The 17,119-nt window shown below is 41.6% G+C and carries 20 protein-coding genes; 11 read left to right on the top strand and 9 right to left on the bottom strand.

The genetic code is table 11. The features are described from left to right. Nucleotides 1-98: 98 nt before the first annotated feature. Nucleotides 99-1,673 (bottom strand): serine/threonine-protein kinase, encoded by a 1,575-nt coding sequence (locus ACN222_RS16355; protein WP_010997419.1) that lies wholly within the window; start codon nucleotides 1,671-1,673, stop codon nucleotides 99-101. A 440-nt stretch (nucleotides 1,674-2,113) separates the two neighbouring features. Here ACN222_RS16355 and ACN222_RS16350 point away from each other — a divergent pair, with 440 nt between their 5' ends. Beyond that, nucleotides 2,114-2,587 carry a hypothetical protein gene (locus tag ACN222_RS16350; protein WP_231865470.1) on the top strand — a complete coding sequence of 158 codons (474 nt, stop codon included), beginning with the start codon at nucleotides 2,114-2,116 and terminating at the stop codon, nucleotides 2,585-2,587. A gap of 117 nt (nucleotides 2,588-2,704) precedes the next feature. Further along, complete coding sequence (locus tag ACN222_RS16345; protein ID WP_084789106.1) at nucleotides 2,705-2,866, top strand: metallothionein; 162 nt, start codon at nucleotides 2,705-2,707, stop codon at nucleotides 2,864-2,866. 55 nt (nucleotides 2,867-2,921) lie between these two features. Here ACN222_RS16345 and hemL read toward each other — a convergent pair whose 3' ends face one another. Then, a complete protein-coding gene (gene hemL / locus ACN222_RS16340) occupies nucleotides 2,922-4,220 on the bottom strand; it encodes a glutamate-1-semialdehyde 2,1-aminomutase (RefSeq protein ID WP_010997416.1) in 1,299 nt (432 codons plus the stop codon). 108 nt (nucleotides 4,221-4,328) lie between these two features. On the opposite strand from hemL, the gene ACN222_RS16335 reads away from it, so the two are divergent. The 3 genes from ACN222_RS16335 to ACN222_RS16325 all read left to right on the top strand — a co-directional run bounded on the left by ACN222_RS16335 (nucleotide 4,329) and on the right by ACN222_RS16325 (nucleotide 6,209). Next, nucleotides 4,329-4,523, top strand: a complete 195-nt coding sequence (locus ACN222_RS16335; protein ID WP_010997415.1) for a ChaB family protein — start codon at nucleotides 4,329-4,331, stop codon at nucleotides 4,521-4,523. A gap of 87 nt (nucleotides 4,524-4,610) precedes the next feature. Then, nucleotides 4,611-5,261, top strand: a complete 651-nt coding sequence (gene hisIE, locus ACN222_RS16330; protein WP_010997414.1) for a bifunctional phosphoribosyl-AMP cyclohydrolase/phosphoribosyl-ATP diphosphatase HisIE — start codon at nucleotides 4,611-4,613, stop codon at nucleotides 5,259-5,261. Nucleotides 5,262-6,011: 750 nt separating this feature from the next. Further along, complete coding sequence (locus tag ACN222_RS16325; protein ID WP_010997412.1) at nucleotides 6,012-6,209, top strand: DUF2811 domain-containing protein; 198 nt, start codon at nucleotides 6,012-6,014, stop codon at nucleotides 6,207-6,209. Nucleotides 6,210-6,503: 294 nt separating this feature from the next. On the opposite strand, the gene ACN222_RS16320 is transcribed toward ACN222_RS16325, so the two are convergent. Further along, nucleotides 6,504-7,220, bottom strand: a complete 717-nt coding sequence (locus ACN222_RS16320) for a response regulator transcription factor (RefSeq protein ID WP_010997411.1) — start codon at nucleotides 7,218-7,220, stop codon at nucleotides 6,504-6,506. A gap of 659 nt (nucleotides 7,221-7,879) precedes the next feature. Here ACN222_RS16320 and ACN222_RS16315 point away from each other — a divergent pair. Then, the gene (locus tag ACN222_RS16315) at nucleotides 7,880-8,506 is read left to right on the top strand and encodes a CPP1-like family protein (protein WP_010997410.1); all 627 of its coding nucleotides are present in this window, start codon (nucleotides 7,880-7,882) and stop codon (nucleotides 8,504-8,506) included. 78 nt (nucleotides 8,507-8,584) lie between these two features. Here ACN222_RS16315 and ACN222_RS16310 read toward each other — a convergent pair whose 3' ends face one another. Continuing rightward, complete coding sequence (locus tag ACN222_RS16310; protein WP_010997409.1) at nucleotides 8,585-9,280, bottom strand: HAD family hydrolase; 696 nt, start codon at nucleotides 9,278-9,280, stop codon at nucleotides 8,585-8,587. Nucleotides 9,281-9,481: 201 nt separating this feature from the next. Between ACN222_RS16310 and ACN222_RS16305 the strand changes: the two genes are divergently transcribed. The 5 genes from ACN222_RS16305 to ACN222_RS16285 all read left to right on the top strand — a co-directional run bounded on the left by ACN222_RS16305 (nucleotide 9,482) and on the right by ACN222_RS16285 (nucleotide 12,977). Further along, on the top strand, nucleotides 9,482-10,123 hold the full coding sequence (locus ACN222_RS16305; RefSeq protein WP_010997408.1) for a hypothetical protein: 642 nt from the start codon (nucleotides 9,482-9,484) through the stop codon (nucleotides 10,121-10,123). A gap of 10 nt (nucleotides 10,124-10,133) precedes the next feature. Then, nucleotides 10,134-10,940 carry a pentapeptide repeat-containing protein gene (locus tag ACN222_RS16300; protein WP_010997407.1) on the top strand — a complete coding sequence of 269 codons (807 nt, stop codon included), beginning with the start codon at nucleotides 10,134-10,136 and terminating at the stop codon, nucleotides 10,938-10,940. 441 nt (nucleotides 10,941-11,381) lie between these two features. Beyond that, nucleotides 11,382-12,044 (top strand): cadmium resistance transporter, encoded by a 663-nt coding sequence (locus ACN222_RS16295; protein ID WP_010997406.1) that lies wholly within the window; start codon nucleotides 11,382-11,384, stop codon nucleotides 12,042-12,044. Between the two features lie 205 nt (nucleotides 12,045-12,249). Then, nucleotides 12,250-12,687, top strand: a complete 438-nt coding sequence (locus tag ACN222_RS16290; RefSeq protein ID WP_010997405.1) for a DUF6918 family protein — start codon at nucleotides 12,250-12,252, stop codon at nucleotides 12,685-12,687. Nucleotides 12,688-12,770: 83 nt separating this feature from the next. Then, nucleotides 12,771-12,977: an RNA-binding S4 domain-containing protein gene (locus ACN222_RS16285; RefSeq protein WP_044523122.1), complete on the top strand. Its 207-nt coding sequence runs from the start codon at nucleotides 12,771-12,773 to the stop codon at nucleotides 12,975-12,977. Nucleotides 12,978-12,996: 19 nt separating this feature from the next. On the opposite strand, the gene ACN222_RS16280 is transcribed toward ACN222_RS16285, so the two are convergent. From ACN222_RS16280 to ACN222_RS16260, 5 genes are all read right to left on the bottom strand, one after another. Beyond that, nucleotides 12,997-13,980, bottom strand: coding sequence for an SDR family NAD(P)-dependent oxidoreductase (locus ACN222_RS16280; protein WP_044523121.1), 984 nt, complete (start codon nucleotides 13,978-13,980; stop codon nucleotides 12,997-12,999). 32 nt (nucleotides 13,981-14,012) lie between these two features. Beyond that, a complete protein-coding gene (locus tag ACN222_RS16275) occupies nucleotides 14,013-14,828 on the bottom strand; it encodes a DUF1838 domain-containing protein (protein WP_010997402.1) in 816 nt (271 codons plus the stop codon). Between the two features lie 21 nt (nucleotides 14,829-14,849). Continuing rightward, nucleotides 14,850-15,059, bottom strand: coding sequence for a hypothetical protein (locus ACN222_RS16270; protein ID WP_010997401.1), 210 nt, complete (start codon nucleotides 15,057-15,059; stop codon nucleotides 14,850-14,852). Nucleotides 15,060-15,164: 105 nt separating this feature from the next. Then, nucleotides 15,165-16,370, bottom strand: coding sequence for an AbrB family transcriptional regulator (locus ACN222_RS16265; RefSeq protein WP_096637165.1), 1,206 nt, complete (start codon nucleotides 16,368-16,370; stop codon nucleotides 15,165-15,167). Between the two features lie 351 nt (nucleotides 16,371-16,721). Continuing rightward, complete coding sequence (locus ACN222_RS16260; protein WP_010997398.1) at nucleotides 16,722-17,060, bottom strand: hypothetical protein; 339 nt, start codon at nucleotides 17,058-17,060, stop codon at nucleotides 16,722-16,724. Between the last annotated feature and the right edge of the window lie 59 nt (nucleotides 17,061-17,119).

Below are 17,119 nucleotides of genomic sequence, written 5' to 3'. Positions count from 1 at the left end.
AAAATTAAGCAGCCTATAATTATTTACAGGACTAAATTGATATTAACTTCTTAATTATTGTCCAAAAGCTATATCTATCCTAGATTATAATTGTCTAGTTACAATAAACCTCTTTTGCCGTTAGGACGGATCGTCATCCAGTTAGTTTTTGCTAATGCTAATTGCTCATCAGTAATTTTTGCCCCTGTAAGATTAGCACCACACAAATTAGTTCCACGAAGATTAGCATTACTGAGATAAGCATGACTGAGGTCTGCACCACGTAGGTCTGCTCCTTCTAGATCGGCATGATTGAAATAAGCTTTATTTAAATTAGCGTCTTTAAGGTTGGCGCGTGTCAGGCTAGCTCTGCCAAAATCACTGTTATGGAGATTAGCTCCTTGGAGATTAGCGCTTTGAAGTTGAGCTGAGTGAAAATTTGTTTCTGATAAGTCAACTCCTTGGAGATTAAGGAAATTTAAATTATGAAGAGCAAAGTCGCGCCTCCCTTTAAGATAAGCTTTCATCAAAGTTTGGCTATCTAGTCTACGTCCAGCTTTGGATTGTTGAGTTGGCAATCCGTTACCATTACTGTTGCTATTAGGTAATATTGCTAGCTTTGCTGCTGCATCTTTAGCTCTTCTGGCTCTAATTGCGGCGGCTACCTGTGCTACACCACCTACACTAGTCGCGGCCACAGGAGAACTGCTAGATAAAACCGCAGAATTTTCTGGACGTTGGGATGTTTGCTCTTTCTCTGATTTCACTAGCAATCCCTGAGCCAAACTTTCTAAATATGGCTCGATTTCCAAGGCTTTAAGTACATCTGTGGCTGACTGGTAACGACTGCGTACTGATACTTCCAACATTTTCCGCAGCACACCGATCAGGTGGTCACTGGCTTGTACCAAATGTTCCCACATGACTTCACCTGTTGTGGGATTATAATCTAAATCTTTAGGTGTTTTACTTGTTAATAGATATACACAAGTTATCCCCAAGGCATAGATATCGCTGGCATAAACTGGACGCATTGCCATTTGCTCTGGAGGTGCAAAACCAGGAGTACCAATTGCATAGGCCGTTAGTGCTGTGTTTGCGGATTGGTTTGTAATTGCTTGGCTGACCTGGTTTTTGACCGCACCAAAGTCAATCAATACCATTCTGGCATCTTGAGAACGGCGAATTAAGTTGGCTGGTTTGATATCACGGTGAATTACTTTATGCTCATGGATGTATTGCAGTAGGGGCAGAATTTCACTTAAAAATTGCTTTACGCCTGGTTCGCTCAGAGTGCCATTAAGTTTGACTTCCTGTTGAAGAGTGGAACCACTGATATATTCCTGAACTAAGTAGAATTGTTCTTGCTCTTCAAAGTAGTCTAGCAATCGCGGTACTTGGGGATGATTGCCAATTGTGCCTAAGGTTTTGGCTTCTCGCTCAAATAGTTCTCGCGCCATCTGCAAAATGTGTGGTGCTGTTCCTGAAGGACGTAATTGTTTAATTACACAACTTGGTTCCCCTGGCAATATTTGATCATGGGCTAAAAAGGTTGCACCGAAGCCACCCTGACCCAATGGTTTCAGCACCCGATAGCGATCGCGCAACAGTAGCGGTGAGCCGCAAGCCTCACACTTTTGGCTAAATGCTACATTTTCTGGATTTGGACAGGTAGGATTAATGCAGTAGCTCATGCACTGTCAACTCGCTGCACGAATAAATAATAGAAAGCGTTATGCTCTGTTTCAATTATTGAGATATAACATCAACTCTTACTAGGTAATTTTTGCTGGAACTCCTTTAAAGAATTCCTAAAGTTGTACCTGGGTTACGTAAAGCGATTCTCATCATTGAATGATTTATTATACTTATACTAACAAATAGTGTCGAGTCTAAATATTTTCTTGTGGAACTTTTCACGAATGGAGATTGCTATTTTTTCTACATAACTGTAGTTTAAAACTTATTTTTTTCAGTTATTATACTCAAGATTATTTTCAATAATATGGATAGATCAGTAATACTAACTAGAGATATATCTTTGAGCCATTAGTGCCTTTGCTGCGGTGGAAATTGGTGTAGCAAGCTATACTAAAAATTCAAAAAATAGCCATAAACAAAGATGGAGGTTAGGGTGTTTGATTATCTTTTCTTGATAGCCTCTATTACACTGATGTCTTTGCCCACCACTGAATCACCCATCCAAACAACAATTATGGTACAAAATACCCAAAAACCTGCTCTCAGTTTGAACGTTAATCTTTTAGAAGTATATGAAACATTGATACCACCTCCTGGTGCCGTAAAAAATTACCCAGTTGGTCACGCTGTTGTCAGGTTGAGACTAGAGAATTTGACTCTCAATCATCTAAATATCAACGCGCAGAAAGTCGAACTTAAACAAGCAGATAATAATAAAGTTTTGATTTCTCAGGTAGTACAACCATTTAATTTGGCTGGATTACAAATTTTTGAACAAGGCTTTTATTTAACTAATGCTCAAGGCTTTAGTGGTGCAAAAAAAGTCAAAGCTGTATTCACCTATGAATTTAGTGGTAAGAGCTATAGTTTAGAGTCTCCCATAATGGAAGTTGTGCCGACTCTTTGAATTTCTGAGAGTAGCCAAACGTATTATATAACCTAATTGTTACATTTTATTAAGCAATACTTGAACATCTGTTCAGGTATTGTAGTGTAATCACAAGTGAAAACGGAGGAAATAATTATGACAACCGTAACTCAAATGAAATGTGCCTGTCCGAGTTGCTTGTGCATCATTTCCGTAGAAGATGCCATCAACAAAGAGGGTAAATACTATTGTTCTGAAGGCTGTGCCGAAGGTCACAAAACTATAAAAGGCTGTAACCATAATGGCTGTGGCTGTTAAAAAGTTCTGATTTTGGAGGGCTGAGTATAATAACTCAGCCCTCCGCACTTAGTATTTAGATACTAGATAGAACTTCGCGGGCGATCGCAATTGTCTGGTCAATATCTTCGTCAGTGTGAGCTAAAGAGGTAAAACCAGCCTCAAATTGGGAAGGTGCTAAGTAAACACCCCTCTCCAACATACCGCGATGGAAGCGTCCAAATTTAGCTGTGTCAGAATTTTTGGCATCTTCATAGTTATGCACAGGGCCAGAGGTGAAGAATAAGCCAAACATGGCGCTAATATGACCACCGCAAGCTGCATGACCTGTTTCCAGGGCAACTTGTAGTAACCCATCGGCTAACTTCTTAGTAATTCGCTCTAGATACTCATAAGCACCGGGCTTTTGTAATAACTCCAGAGTTTTAATTCCGGCTGTCATTGCTAAAGGATTACCAGAAAGCGTTCCTGCTTGATATACAGGCCCCGCAGGCGCAATCATGGACATAATATCCCGACGACCACCATAGGCTCCTACTGGCAAACCACCACCGATAACTTTGCCTAAAGTCGTCAAATCGGGTGTAACGCCAAACTTTTCTTGAGCGCCACCATAAGCAATACGGAAACCGGTCATCACTTCATCAAACACGAGTAAAGCTCCATGTTCGTGAGTTAGTTCCCGCAGTCCTTCCAAAAAGCCGGCATCAGGAGTAATAAACCCAGCATTCCCAACAACTGGTTCGAGAATGACACCAGCGATTTGATCGCGGTTTTCCTCAAATAAAGCCTTCACAGCTTCGAGGTCATTGTATGGGGCTGTGAGAGTGCTGCTGGTTGCAGATTTTGGCACACCTGGGGAATCGGGTAAACCTAGTGTGGCTACACCAGAGCCGGCTTTGACCAGGAACATATCGGCGTGTCCGTGGTAACAGCCTTCAAACTTGATGACTTTCTCCCGGTTAGTGAAAGCCCGCATAAGCCGTAATACAGCCATACAAGCTTCTGTCCCTGAGTTGACGAATCTTACCATTTCGATGCTGGGAACAGCAGCGATGACCATTTCCGCCAAAACATTTTCCAAGAATGAAGGCGCACCGAAACTAGTACCTTTTTCTAAAGCATCATGCAACGCCCCGATGACATCTGGATGAGCATGACCGCAAATAGCAGGCCCCCAAGTGCCTACATAGTCAATGTATTGGTTGCCATCTACATCCCAGATGTATGCACCCTTTACATGATCAAATACAATGGGTTGCCCCCCTACAGATTTAAAAGCGCGCACAGGGGAACTAACACCACCTGGCATCAGGTTTTGGGCGGCGGCGAAGATTTCTTGTGATTTTGTGGTTTTAATAGTGGTATTTACCAAGGGTCTCTCCTAACAATGGGCAACAAAAAAAGCTCTATCTCAGGATAGGGTTAAAAATCGCCTAGAACTTCTATCGTATAAAATAAGCAGAACCAAAAAAATAACAATATGTTATACAAGTCCAACGAAGACTTGCCTTTAGAAGTCCGCGCTCAACTATCGCAGTCTCATCAAGACCTTTATCGGGCAGCTTTTAACTCGGCAATCCATTGGTATGGGGAAGTTTCAAAAGCCCATCATGTTGCTTCAAGCGCTGTCAGGATGCAGTCGGCTATGGATAGGACTGTTGTTTTACAAGGATGAAAAATTTTACTCGAAAAAATCATGCCAGCTGCTCTATACAGAATGGTATCGTGAAACTATGAATCATTCTCATTAAATTTAGCTGGTATGTCCTTCATCGATTCACTCTCACCACAAAATGTTATCCCCGTCGAAGAAATCCGCTACGATGAACGGGGTTTAGTGCCAGCAATTGTGCAAGATTATTTGGATGGCACAGTCCTAATGATGGCGTGGATGAATCGGGAGTCTTTACAAAAGACTTTAGATACAGGGGAAACTTGGTTTTGGAGTCGTTCCCGACAGGAATTCTGGCATAAGGGCGGAACTTCTGGCCATACCCAAAAGGTACAAAGCATACGTTATGACTGTGACAGTGATGCACTGTTAGTAGGGGTGGAGCAGATTGGAGATATTGCTTGCCATACTGGCGAACGCAGTTGTTTTCATCAGGTGGAAGGGAAAATCGTGGCGCCACCAGGGGATACATTATCCCAGGTATTTCAGGTGATTTGCGATCGCCGGAATCACCCTACAGAAAGTTCCTATACCAGCAAGTTGTTTGCAGGTGGCGATAATAAGATTTTAAAGAAGATTGGTGAGGAATCGGCTGAAGTCGTCATGGCTTGTAAGGATGACGACCAAGAGGCGATCGCTGGTGAGGTGGCAGATTTGCTATACCACACTTTGGTGGCTTTGGCTCACCATCAAGTAGATATAAAGGCAGTTTATCGGAAGTTGCAAGAACGCAGGCGTTAGGGACTGGGGACTGGGGATTGGGAGATGAGGAAGAATGAAAATTAACTTTTCTACTCCCTATTCCCTCAAACATAATTGAGGTAGGGGGAGCAATCAAGGAACCAGCAAGTCCAGAAAAGGGATTTAATGGGGAAATGAATAGAAACGCCTGCTATGGCAAATATAGACCCATCTGGTTAACAAAAAGATGGGGGTGTAAGACATAGTAAAGCCTGAACCAACTTCTGAGGGACATCTGGCGATCGCTAAAACCCAAATCTGGGGATGTATCGAAGATAACTGGGACGGTGACGCGATTTTTATGGGATGAATTGTTATCAAAAGATTATGTTTTTGTAATTCTTATCATTCGGTGAAATTTTCCTCACTGATTCCACAGGATTTCCACAGGGATTTTCATAGTTTTCCACAGATGGTCTACGAGGAAATAGGCTGTTGCTGTCTTACTGGGGATTTTTAATTTACGTGTTTAATAATTGGTAAGGACTGAGTTTTCATTACGTAATGTAACAAAAATCGACTTTTGATCCTGATTGTTGCGTCCAGGTCTGTTTTTTATACAACCGTTTTTAACATTTCGCAGCATTGACAAACCCACCCCCTCATATCGCACAATGATTCGACCTGGGTTTGTAGTTTGTTCAACCGTTGACATTAAAACCAAAAATCGATGTCTGTCGGATGGTTATCTGCAACTAGCTAACTACAAGCAATCTATTCCCTTGACTGACCTCAAAGAAGGAAAATGTTATGAACTCGACAGTTAGTATTTTTACAGAAATCCCTGAAACTCTCCATGATTCTCTGAAAAATTACTTAGAAACACATCCTGATTGGGATCAAAATCGTGTCTTAACGGCAGCACTGTCATTGTTTTTACTACAAAACGGAGATAGCGATCGCCGTGCTGCTCGTGTTTACTTAGAAACTTTATTTCATCACTGCTAAGTAGAAATGTCTCGTACCGATTTGCCACAAACAGCTAATGTACCAGACATTCTCAAGTGCTGGTACGCACGGTACTATATCTTACTTAGTCCTATCATGGATACGCTATATCGTGTCCATGAGAATTTTTCTATTTAAATAAACTTCTGGTTATTGACATGAAAATATCGCTCATATACTGACTTCATTGCACGTCTTTGAGCGATTTGATTAATCTAGTTTTTAACTATAGGCAGAAATTATCTAGTCTAAGTGTAAAAATAATTATTTAAACCTAGACTATGAACCACACATTCAAGCATTGGTTTCTACTTGGGAGTGAGTGGGACATTCAAATTTATACCCTACCCCGCGCACAGTCTGAATCAATGCTGGTTGGCTAGCGTCCACTTCGATCTTTTTGCGAATTTGACCGATATGTACGTCTACAACTCGCTGGTCGCCTACATATTCGTAGTCCCAGACCTCTTGAATTAGTTCGGCGCGTCGCCACACTCGGCCAGGATGGCTGGCTAAGAAATGTAACAGATCAAATTCTAGAGCAGTTAAGGGTACAGCTTGGCTGTTAAGTGTCACCTCTCGCCGTACAGGGTCAATCATCAGTTTTTCAAATGTTAACCGTTTCTGTTCTGCGGTGGTGACAACGCGCTGTCTTCTTAAAATAGCTCCGACTCTGACTTCTAGTTCTCCTAGACCAAAGGGTTTGGTGAGGTAGTCATCAGCACCCTTAGCAAAGCCGCGAATCTTGTCAGCTTCGTCCGCACGGCTAGTGAGCATCAGAACAAAAACACCATTACGACTTTGCATCTCTTGGCAGAGGTTAAACCCAATGACATCTGGTAAGTTGATATCCAAAATTACCAAATCTGGGTTAAATTGCTCAAATAGAGATAAGGCTGTCTTACCATCTTCGGCAGCCTCCACCTGATAGTTTTGCTTTATCAAAAAGCGTTGGATTAAATTCCGAACCGCAGGGTCGTCATCAACTACAAGAATCTTGGCAGGAGCCATGACCATCACTTTGCACAAAAATTAATAAGATTAACAGCAGTATGGCGTAAAAACGCAGTTTCTACTTGGGAATATTTAAGAAACTACAAAACTCAGGATTGAATTTCCTGATGATCCACATAACAATGTAATCACATTGCAGTATAACGACATCAGGATGAGTCTAGTAGTAATCCCTGGATTTGTAGGGAATGACTTTTATTCTCAACTTTGATGTTGCGTCATCCTTGGGTTTTAGCCACAGCAGTGTGTTTTCAAGTTTAGTGGAAATTTAAAACTTTTCAATTTTAAATCTTTATCTGGATTGATACTACTACTGAATCTAGTGGCTCAATCATGAAAACGCCTTTAGGGAACTGTAAATTGCCAAATCTGAAAAATAAAAGGTATTTTTTTCATAAAAATAGCTCTTAGGTATCCCTAGCTCAAATTCTAGAGTAGAGCCAGAATCGATCAACGACATGAGGGGATACACGGAGTTATGGCAATATGTTAAAGTTACTATAGTTAAAATTTACGGGTTAATCTAACTAACCCGTGCTAATATCCTGGTAGGGCATAAAATACGGTCGATACTTTTGTTTTCGATCAAAATAAAACCTAAAATTGTTTCCTTCGATCAAAGACTGCCCCTGACTAAGGCTGAATTATAAACTCCCATGAGCGATCAAAGTCCCTACGAAAAACTTGGGGTATCAGAAGATGCTAGCTTTGATGAGATTCAGGACGCTCGCAATCGCCTATTTGAACAATATAGTGGCGATAGCAAGAGTGTAGAAATCATTGAGGCTGCCTACGATGCGATTTTAATGGATCGTTTGAGGATGCGCCAAGAAGGTAAAATCAAGGTTCCTGAACGTATCCGCTTTCCAGAGTTAAGAGTGCAATCGCCTCCTAAAGAAAACTTAACACCCCGCGAGCAGTCCCCTGTATGGCTGCAAAAAATATTAGATCAGCCTTCAGGGACAGATGTGCTTTTGCCAGGGGTTTGGTTTTTGGGTTTGAGTGCTATTAGTGTTTTTTATCCAGCAGCAGGCGATCAAGTTTTGCAGTTGGCGTTGGTAATTGGGGTAGGAACTAGTATTTTCTTTCTCAATCGTAAAGAAGGCCGATTTGGTAGAGCAGTTTTGTTCACTCTTGTAGGTCTGATTATAGGCTTAATTACTGGTGGACTGATTGCTGGTTTACTATTGCCGCAAATACCCGCTATCAGCTTCACTGCAAATCAGTTTTCAACGGTACTGACTTTTATATTATTGTGGTTGATTAGCAGTTTTCTACGCTAACTCGGTTCAGATTTGCAAGAAAAACAACCCAAATATTTCCAAATCTGACCCCTTCCTGGATAGGTAGGGGTTTTTAATTTAGATTTTCACAACCGAAGATTCTAAGATGATATCTACAGCAGCACTGAGATTCTGCACGATTAAATCAGGGTGATATTGTTGTAATCGAGTGCGATCGCGGATACCAGATTCTACAGCAATCACCTTAACACCATGTTTTTTCGCTGCTGTGATGTCGGCTTCTGTATCTCCCACCATCCAAGTATCAGCTGCTGGTGGTAATTCGGCTAAAGCTCTTTGCATTAACAAAGGTTTATCATCAATGTCGCGGGTTTTCACATATTCGTTACTGAGACAATAACAGCGATTTTCTGGGAAGAATTGACCTAAATCATATTTTTGGAAAGCATAGTCCAGTTCCCAAACTCGACGCATGGTCATCACAACTAAATCCACCCCAGATTGTTGCACCTTTAACAACACGTCTAAAGCGCCGGGGATAGGACTGTCATATTGAAAGTAAGGTTCTGTATGCACTGTTTGACGGCGCAATTGAGAAAATTCCTGTGCTTGTGCTTCATCTAAACCAGAAATTCGGGCAATTTCTTTTTCAGGAAGGTGCTGACGCTTCATCTGCCAAAATTCTGCTTTAGATAATTGCCGTACTGGCTGGCCTGGATGTTGAGTTTTCTCTAAACAGAATAGGTATACACGGTAGTACCTTTCGGAAACATCCATAATTGGGCCGTCGAAGTCAGTAATCAGTCTCAGCATCGCCGCAGCTAAATATTAATTAATATTAATATTATTGTAGCTTTTGTGATGAATTAATATCAAAATACCAAGTACTTAAAGTAATTAATGGGTGTAATTCCTGGGATGATGCTGAAAGGTAGTACTAGCCTTATGGTAGTTTTAAGTTACATTCATATATTGCGAAATATTACTTTAACCTCATGACTGGAGAGCATCACCTTGGGAATAGAACTACGCAGTTTCGTATTTCTCGACAGCCTGCAACCACAACACGCGGCCTATATAGGAACAGTAGCCCAAGGTTTCTTGCCATTACCAGGAGATACATCACTGTGGATTGAAATTTCTCCTGGTATCGAGATTAATAAAATTACCGACATAGCCCTCAAAGCTGCTTCTGTCCGCCCTGGAGTGCAAGTAGTTGAGAGATTGTACGGTCTATTAGAAATACATTCAGGCTCTCAAGGCGAAACGCGAGCTGCTGGTCAAGCGATTTTGGCGGCTCTAGGAGTCAAAAGAGAAGAGTGTATTAAACCGCGAATTGTTTCCAGCCAGATTATTAGGAATATAGACGCTTACCAAACCCAATTGATTAACCGGACGCGACGAGGACAGCTACTCCTAGCCGGGCAAACTCTATATGTATTAGAAGTTGAGCCTGCTGCTTATGCTGCTTTAGCAGCCAATGAAGCCGAGAAAGCAGCCTCAATTAACATCCTAGAAGTTCAAGCTGTCGGTAGCTTTGGCAGGTTGTATCTAGGTGGGCAAGAAAGGGATATTCTCGCTGGTGCGGCGGGAGCGAGAGCAGCCATAGAAAGCGTTGCTGGCCGGAGCAATTCCCATAGTGGTCGCCAGGAGTAAAGGAGAGACAATGGCAAATCTAGAGCATCTAGCTTTATTACGAGCAGGTGCAGTGAGATGGATTGAGTGGAGACAAAAAAATCCGCAAATTGAACCAGACCTCAGCACCTCAAACCTACAAGAAAATAACCTCAGAGGCGCAAATCTTGCAGGCGCTAACTTAAGCCGAGTAGACTTAAGTCGCGCTCTGCTTATACGTGCTAACCTCAGTGGTGCTGACCTCAGTAGCGCCAATCTCCACCACGCAAAACTCAGTGAAGCTAACTTGAGTGCCGCTAATTTTAGTGTGGCTAACTTGAGCCAATCCGTACTTACACACGCAGATTTGAGCCATGCTCATTTCATTGGTGCTGATTTTAGTGGAGCCAATCTCCGGGGTGCTATTGTGACGGAGGCTAACTTAATTGGTACCGATTTCAGTAGTGCTGATTTGAGAGATGCTGATTTGGCTGGAGCAAAACTCATCCGCTCTAACCTTTGTTTTGCGAATCTTATCGCTGCTAATTTCATTGCGGTTGATTTCAGCGAGGCAAATCTATATCAAGCCGAAGTGATGGGAGCTTACCTTTACAAAGCCAACTTCTACAAAGCTAATTTACATCAAGCACATCTAGGAGGTGCGTACCTATTTCGGGCAAATTTAACCGCAGCTGACTTGAGAGGCGCTGATTTAGCTTGGGCTAATCTCACCAGTGCTAATTTAGCAGGGGCTAATCTGAGCGGTGCTAATCTTAGGGGGGCTAATTTGAACGGTGCTAACCTCAATGGGGTCAATCTCCAAGAAACAATTATGCCTGACTCTTCAAGGCATGATTAGTTCACAACAACTAGTGCAGCAGGTTGTATACAATCGATGAGAAGCCTATAGAATAGGCTTTTTAGCTTTTGTAGCTTGCTTTCCTTCGCAAAGGGTAAGCTGAATCGCTGCATATTTTTCTTGGCAATCTAGCTAATTTTTCTCAACTTCAGGCTTGACTTAAAAAAATAAAAACCCCAAATTCCATGAGTACGAAAGACTCAATCTTTCTACCATAAAGAGTTAAAATATTAGCTATTGTTTTCTGATAAATTAATTTATATGCAACATCATACCCAATTGATAAAAGTGTAAAAAACGAGTAGATAATTACAAAAAAATACTAAGTTACTGTTGGCAAATAATGGCACTTGGTATGGTGATAATTAGAGTCATCAACCTCCCACATAACCTTCGGCGAAGTCATAGGCTACTGCCTTTTTTAATTTTTAATAATTTAGCATGAATCAGCTATTAACGGCTTTTACGGAAAGTCTGGTTGCCTTTGCAGCCACCAATATCGATGATATTATTATTTTACTGCTCCTGTTCTCACAGGTAGATGTGAATTTTCGGCGATCGCATATTTGGGTCGGTCATTTCCTTGGTTTTTTAATTATCATTTTAGCTAGTTTGCCAGGGTTCTTTGGGGGCTTATTTGTGCAGCGAGAATTCATAGGATTATTGGGAATTTTACCTATAATAATTGGCATTAAAAAATTAGTTAAAAAAGATCAGGAAAATACCCAAATTCAAGCAGTAACTACAGATTTAAAAGGGTCTTCACCTGCTAATCCTATATTAGCTTTTATATCTAGTATTTTGCATCCTCAAGTCTATAAAGTAGGAGCCGTAACTGTTGCTAATGGTGGTGACAATATTAGTATTTATATTCCTTTATTTGCCGGACAAAATCTGGTTACATTGGGAGTGATTATAGGGGTATTTTTTTTCATGGTTGGAATTTTGTGTGTTACTGCTGACCTTTTAAGTCGTCAAGCCCCTATCGCATATGTTTTGAGCCTTCATAGCAAAACTTTTATACCTTTTATACTGATCGCTTTGGGTTTATTTATTATGTATGAAAGAGGTACATTTAGTTTACTCATGAGTATAAAAATTTAAAATTTTGCTGAAAACGCTGATTTTTTGGTACTCAGTTATAGATTTTGAGCAGCCTTCCCTTGTAGGTAATTGGTTGAGGTTAAGTTCCGTCGAACTCAAGTTAAATGATCACCAATCTGATAGTATTTTCTGTAATTTCCTGCTCAGTAGGAAAAATAATTGAATTAACATCAAGTACCTTTGATACCGAACAAAGAGGAGTGAAATGGGACTTAGTGACGGACTCTTGAACCCAGAGAAAAAGGCTCTGGTTGTGGAGGATTGCTGCAATATGATAGAAGCACAACTCGCTTCCAAGTCAGGTATAAGTGGTATAACCTTGAAGACTGCTTTTGCCGCACTGAAGGGAATCAAGCCTGGATATATACCCCATGTAGTGGAGCAGCTCCTACCACAGTGTTTTGAGGCGCTTGATCCGATTTGGAGTGAGGGTGTCCAAAAGGGTGATGCTGTTGGGCATTTGGTGGAGAGTCGCTCTCGTACGGCTGATGCGCTACTTAGTATTACGGATGCCAGGGTCAAGGACTCGAAGCGGCAAATTGTGCGGGGAACCTACGAGAGATTTCGTGGTTCAGCCAAGCAACACGTAGAGGAAGCAGTGCCAGATTTTGCCAAACTAATTGAGAAATACACAAAGGCTTAAAAAGTTAGGTGTTGTATATTTATGGGATGGGTGTCCGCACCTGTCCTTGTTTTTTGGCTCAGTATAAATTAATTCTGATAAGCATGATTAAACTGGATCAGTTTTTGAAGTTAGTCGGTATAGCCCCGACTGGAGGGCAAGCCAAGCTGATGATTATGGATGGTGATGTCAAAGTTAATGGTGCAGTAGAAACTCGACGGGGACGAAAGTTAGTATCAAGCGATCGCGTGACGGTGGCGGGGCAAGTTTTTGAGGTTGGAGACGTAATATCAAGTTCGGCTAATGACTAAAGCTCAATAGTCAATAGATTTAAATCTTCGGTGATTTGAGGATACTTAGTAATAGTATTGACCAAGGTACTTTAATATCGGGTATAAGCCAGGAATGCTTTCTCAATGTGGGTAGTGCCAAGGGTATGAGAAAACGGAGAGAGCGCAGTGATACAGGTAAATTGCCTTCTTGATCCACAAGACTGTATTGTTTAGCTAGTTCCGCAACAACTTGGACGCGTCCTGTACGATTGATGACATTTGTCTCAGCAGCGAGTTTAGCTATGACTCTACCTGTGAGTAGGGGAGTTTCCCAATTGTAACGCTCGGCGATCGCCGAATTTTTGCCGTTATCTGTGTGATTGTCGCTCATTTCTGAGGCGAGGCGGGAGAAGAGTTCAGTGCCAACAATGCCTGGCCAGATGGAAAGGGAAGCTACATTATAGGGTTGTAATTCTACAGCCATATCAGCTGCTAGGCGATCGCATCCTGCCTTACCTGCGCCATAAGCTGCACCGAATAGATAAGCCATCCCACCCCAAGAGGAAATTGTACAAATCAATCCCTGCTGTCGTTTGGACATCATTTGGGCAGCATAAACACTGGCTATATAGTGGCTCCGCAATCCCACATTGTTACAAGCATCCCAAAGGCTAGGCTCATTCTCCCAAAAGGGTTTTCCCTGGGCATTGGTTAATGCTTGCACTCCGGCGTAAGCATTGTTAACTAATAAGTCAAGCTGTCCATTTTGTTCATTTTGGATACGTTCAAAGAGTAAACGCACCTGTTCATCGTTACTGTGGTCTACTTGTACAGGAATACATATACCACCAGCTTCTTCAACGGCTATTTTAGTCTCATTAAGACTGCCTGAGACATCGTTGCCAGAAGTTGAGTTATTATCCAGCCTACGTCCGGTAATGTAGACAATTGCGCCGGCTTCACCAAGTCCTATCGCAATTCCCTTACCAAGACCGCGTGTAGCGCCGGTAACTAACGCCACTTTCCCCTCTAGGAGTTTCATAATTGTTTGTTGACGGTTGACTGTTAACTGCCTCACACTTCTTCATCTGCGGGGAGGGGAAAGATTTCACCTGCTAGGTAAGCCTGAAAGTGCTTTTGGAAGTATAGCCAAGAGGTCATGTCTTCGCCGTCTAAAAATGCTTTCGGAGCTTGTTTATATAAAGGAACACGGGTATTAATTTCCTCTTGTAATATGTGGGGTAATTCTGTTAAACCGTTAACTTTACTGCCAAAAGCACTATAGATCAGATTACCTGGGCGATCGCCCATTTTCATCCAAGGCAACCATTGACCGATTCTATCCCAACTGAGTATGAGTTGAGAAACTGCTGGCAGTTCTGCGTTAAATAAATCTACCGTGGGGACTGTGAGTTTAAATAATTCGGCTGCTTGATAAGTTGGATAAGGGCTATATTCAGCAAATTGTGGTTCTTCGGCGAGGGGGTTGGGGTATGTAGGAAAGATATCAAATACAAAGGTTGTTGTTTCACCTTCAACTTGAGCCGGGAATTTACCTCGAAAGTGACCTTGTACGGGATTATTGGCGACATGGAGAACTGGTACTGTCTCCCCTGTCCAAGGATTTTCCCATTTACGTAAAATCTCGTCGTTTTCTGGGTTCAAGTAATAGGTGAGTTCCCTAGAAGTAAAATCCCAGCTACCCGCATCTGTAGGTAGACATCTACTAACGCTGACTCCCACCATTTTAAAGAGGAGTTTTCTTTTTTCTCCTGGAATCAAGGCATAAATTTTCCCTGTCCAGGTGAGGAATGTTGATTGATTAGGGTCGAGGGAAGAGCGAGTCTTCACCCAATGCTGGGCATCTAGTTCTTGGATTTGGGCAACCATTAACTTGTTTAACCACTAAATTTAATCGTCTAATAAACTCATCAATGCTTGAAATTCCAGGTCTGGCGGTTCCGATAATTGCGATCGCAATTCTAGCAACTGTGTCTCTAATGCTTGAGCTACATAGAGCATATTAGAGTCTTGGGCAATTTTCAGTTGATTTTCCTTAATTTTGATTTGTCGCAGCAGTTGATTTACAACGGAAGTTGCATCCCTATCATGAGAAATCATAACTTTGCGTCTACTTAAATTTGATTATCAAATTTTAAGTACATAGTATAGATGGTATTAGCCAAAGGAGGAAATAGTAATGAGTGCTGAATCCTCAGTAAACAATTATTTAATGTTGTATTTTGTAGCTTTAGCTTCCCGTAATCCATCAAAACGACGGAATAAAAATAGCCACAATGGTAAAGAACTGTTAATGGCAATCAGCCTGACTAAATGACCTGTTGTGACGACTTCCACATTATGATTTAAGGTTAAGGAAACTAGTATCATTTCTGCTGATCCGCCTGGCGCTGTGACTAACAAACAAGTCAACCAGTCCCATGAGGATAACTGCATAGCTAGAGTAGCAGCGATCGCTCCGGCAACCAAGGTCATGAATACAGACATCAAGGCGTAACCTACGGTTTTTTTGCCAAAATTAGGTTTTTCCCCCCAATATTCACCAATGGTGATTCCTAGCAACATTTGACCGATAATATTCACCAATAGTGGCGGATGGAAGTGAATATCACTGACAAAAGGTAAGTGATCTAGCAAAGAGTTGAATGTTGCACCCAGAACTAATGCACCAAAAAACTCTCCGGCCGGAATCTTGAATGTTATTGCTAGATAAACAATGATTCCTGTGAGTACCAGCACCACTGCCAATAATCCTAGTTGTGATGCGGCAAAATCGATTAACACGCCTTTAACTGGAAGTGTGGGTGAATTCAAGTAACCACCAACGGATGTTCTGGCAACGAAGGGAATGAGTAGGACTACGGAAGTAACGCGAATCGCTTGTACTAATGCTACTAGCGTGACATTACGATTATAATCGGCGGCGATCGATGACATTACGCCTACACCACCGGGAACTGTAGCCAACATGGCTGTTAATATGTTGGTTTTACTTAAGCGGGAGTAGATATAGCCAATGCCAATACCAGATAACAGCAAGAATAAGGTGAGAAAAATAAATATAGGAATTCCCGAAACAAGACTATCTAGATTAATATTGGCGTTTGATGCACCAACCGTCAGTCCCACTAGTCCCATTCCTACTTTTCTGGCGACGCGATTAGGCTGGGGAGAGTAGTTATAAAAAACTCGACATCCTTGCAAAACTACTGTCCCGGCGGCAATTCCCCCAAATATCCAAGCAATTCCGCCAAAATGCAACTTTGTTAATGCCCAACCCAGAGGTAATGCTAGCAGCATTTCTGTACTGAGGACGATAATTTGCTTGACAATTAACTGCAATTTGGCAATGAGAGGACTGGCGTTAGTGGCTTCCTTCTGGGTAGGACTAATACTTAAACTTTGATTCATTGACAGGGGTTTCTTAAATTATCTTAACAATGGTGCGACGACTGCGGAAATACTGACGTTTAGAGATAAACCTATGGCTGAGAATGGGCAAATGCTACAAAGCTAAGTATAAAATCTGTATTTCATAACACAATTAAAAAAGAAAATGCAGCATTAATTAATATTAGTTTATATATCCTTGGATAACATCATCTTGGCTATAAGCATCTGTTTTGATTCTTGTTGACGTAGCCTGGGCGCATAAAAAACTCCACTGACAAGGAAGGTATCAAACCAGATCCAAAACACAGGGACACAATATATTGTGTCCCTGTGTCTGTTGATATTACTGTCAAGAACTATAAAAGATGTTTAGTCTTCGTCTAAAGCTGGAAAGATTTCTTCAAACTTCCACAATTCATCTTTATTTTTGATAAACCATGTCCGAGTTTCTGGAGTTAGTTGACTCCAAACTATTTCACTGGAAATACCTGGTGAAGCGTAGCGATATTGCTCACCGAGCGATTTGAGATTCGCTGCTACGTTATCGCTCATGCCGAATTCTTGCCAGTCTACTTCTACGTATCTGCCTGATACTCCACTGGCTGGATCAAAAACCAATTGTGCTGTTCTTATTAAATCAGCAAAGTGTGTTGGTTTCAGGCTGGCTAATTGCTGAATCTCGATTGATTCGTCATGTTCTTGAGACATGGTTTCTGGAGTAAACAAAGGTATTTAACGAGAAGACTTACTGCCAGAGATTTTTATGC

The sequence above is a fragment of the Anabaena sp. FACHB-595 genome (genome assembly GCF_048568275.1).
Classification (GTDB): domain Bacteria; phylum Cyanobacteriota; class Cyanobacteriia; order Cyanobacteriales; family Nostocaceae; genus Trichormus.
This window is presented reverse-complemented; position numbering and strand designations above follow the sequence as displayed.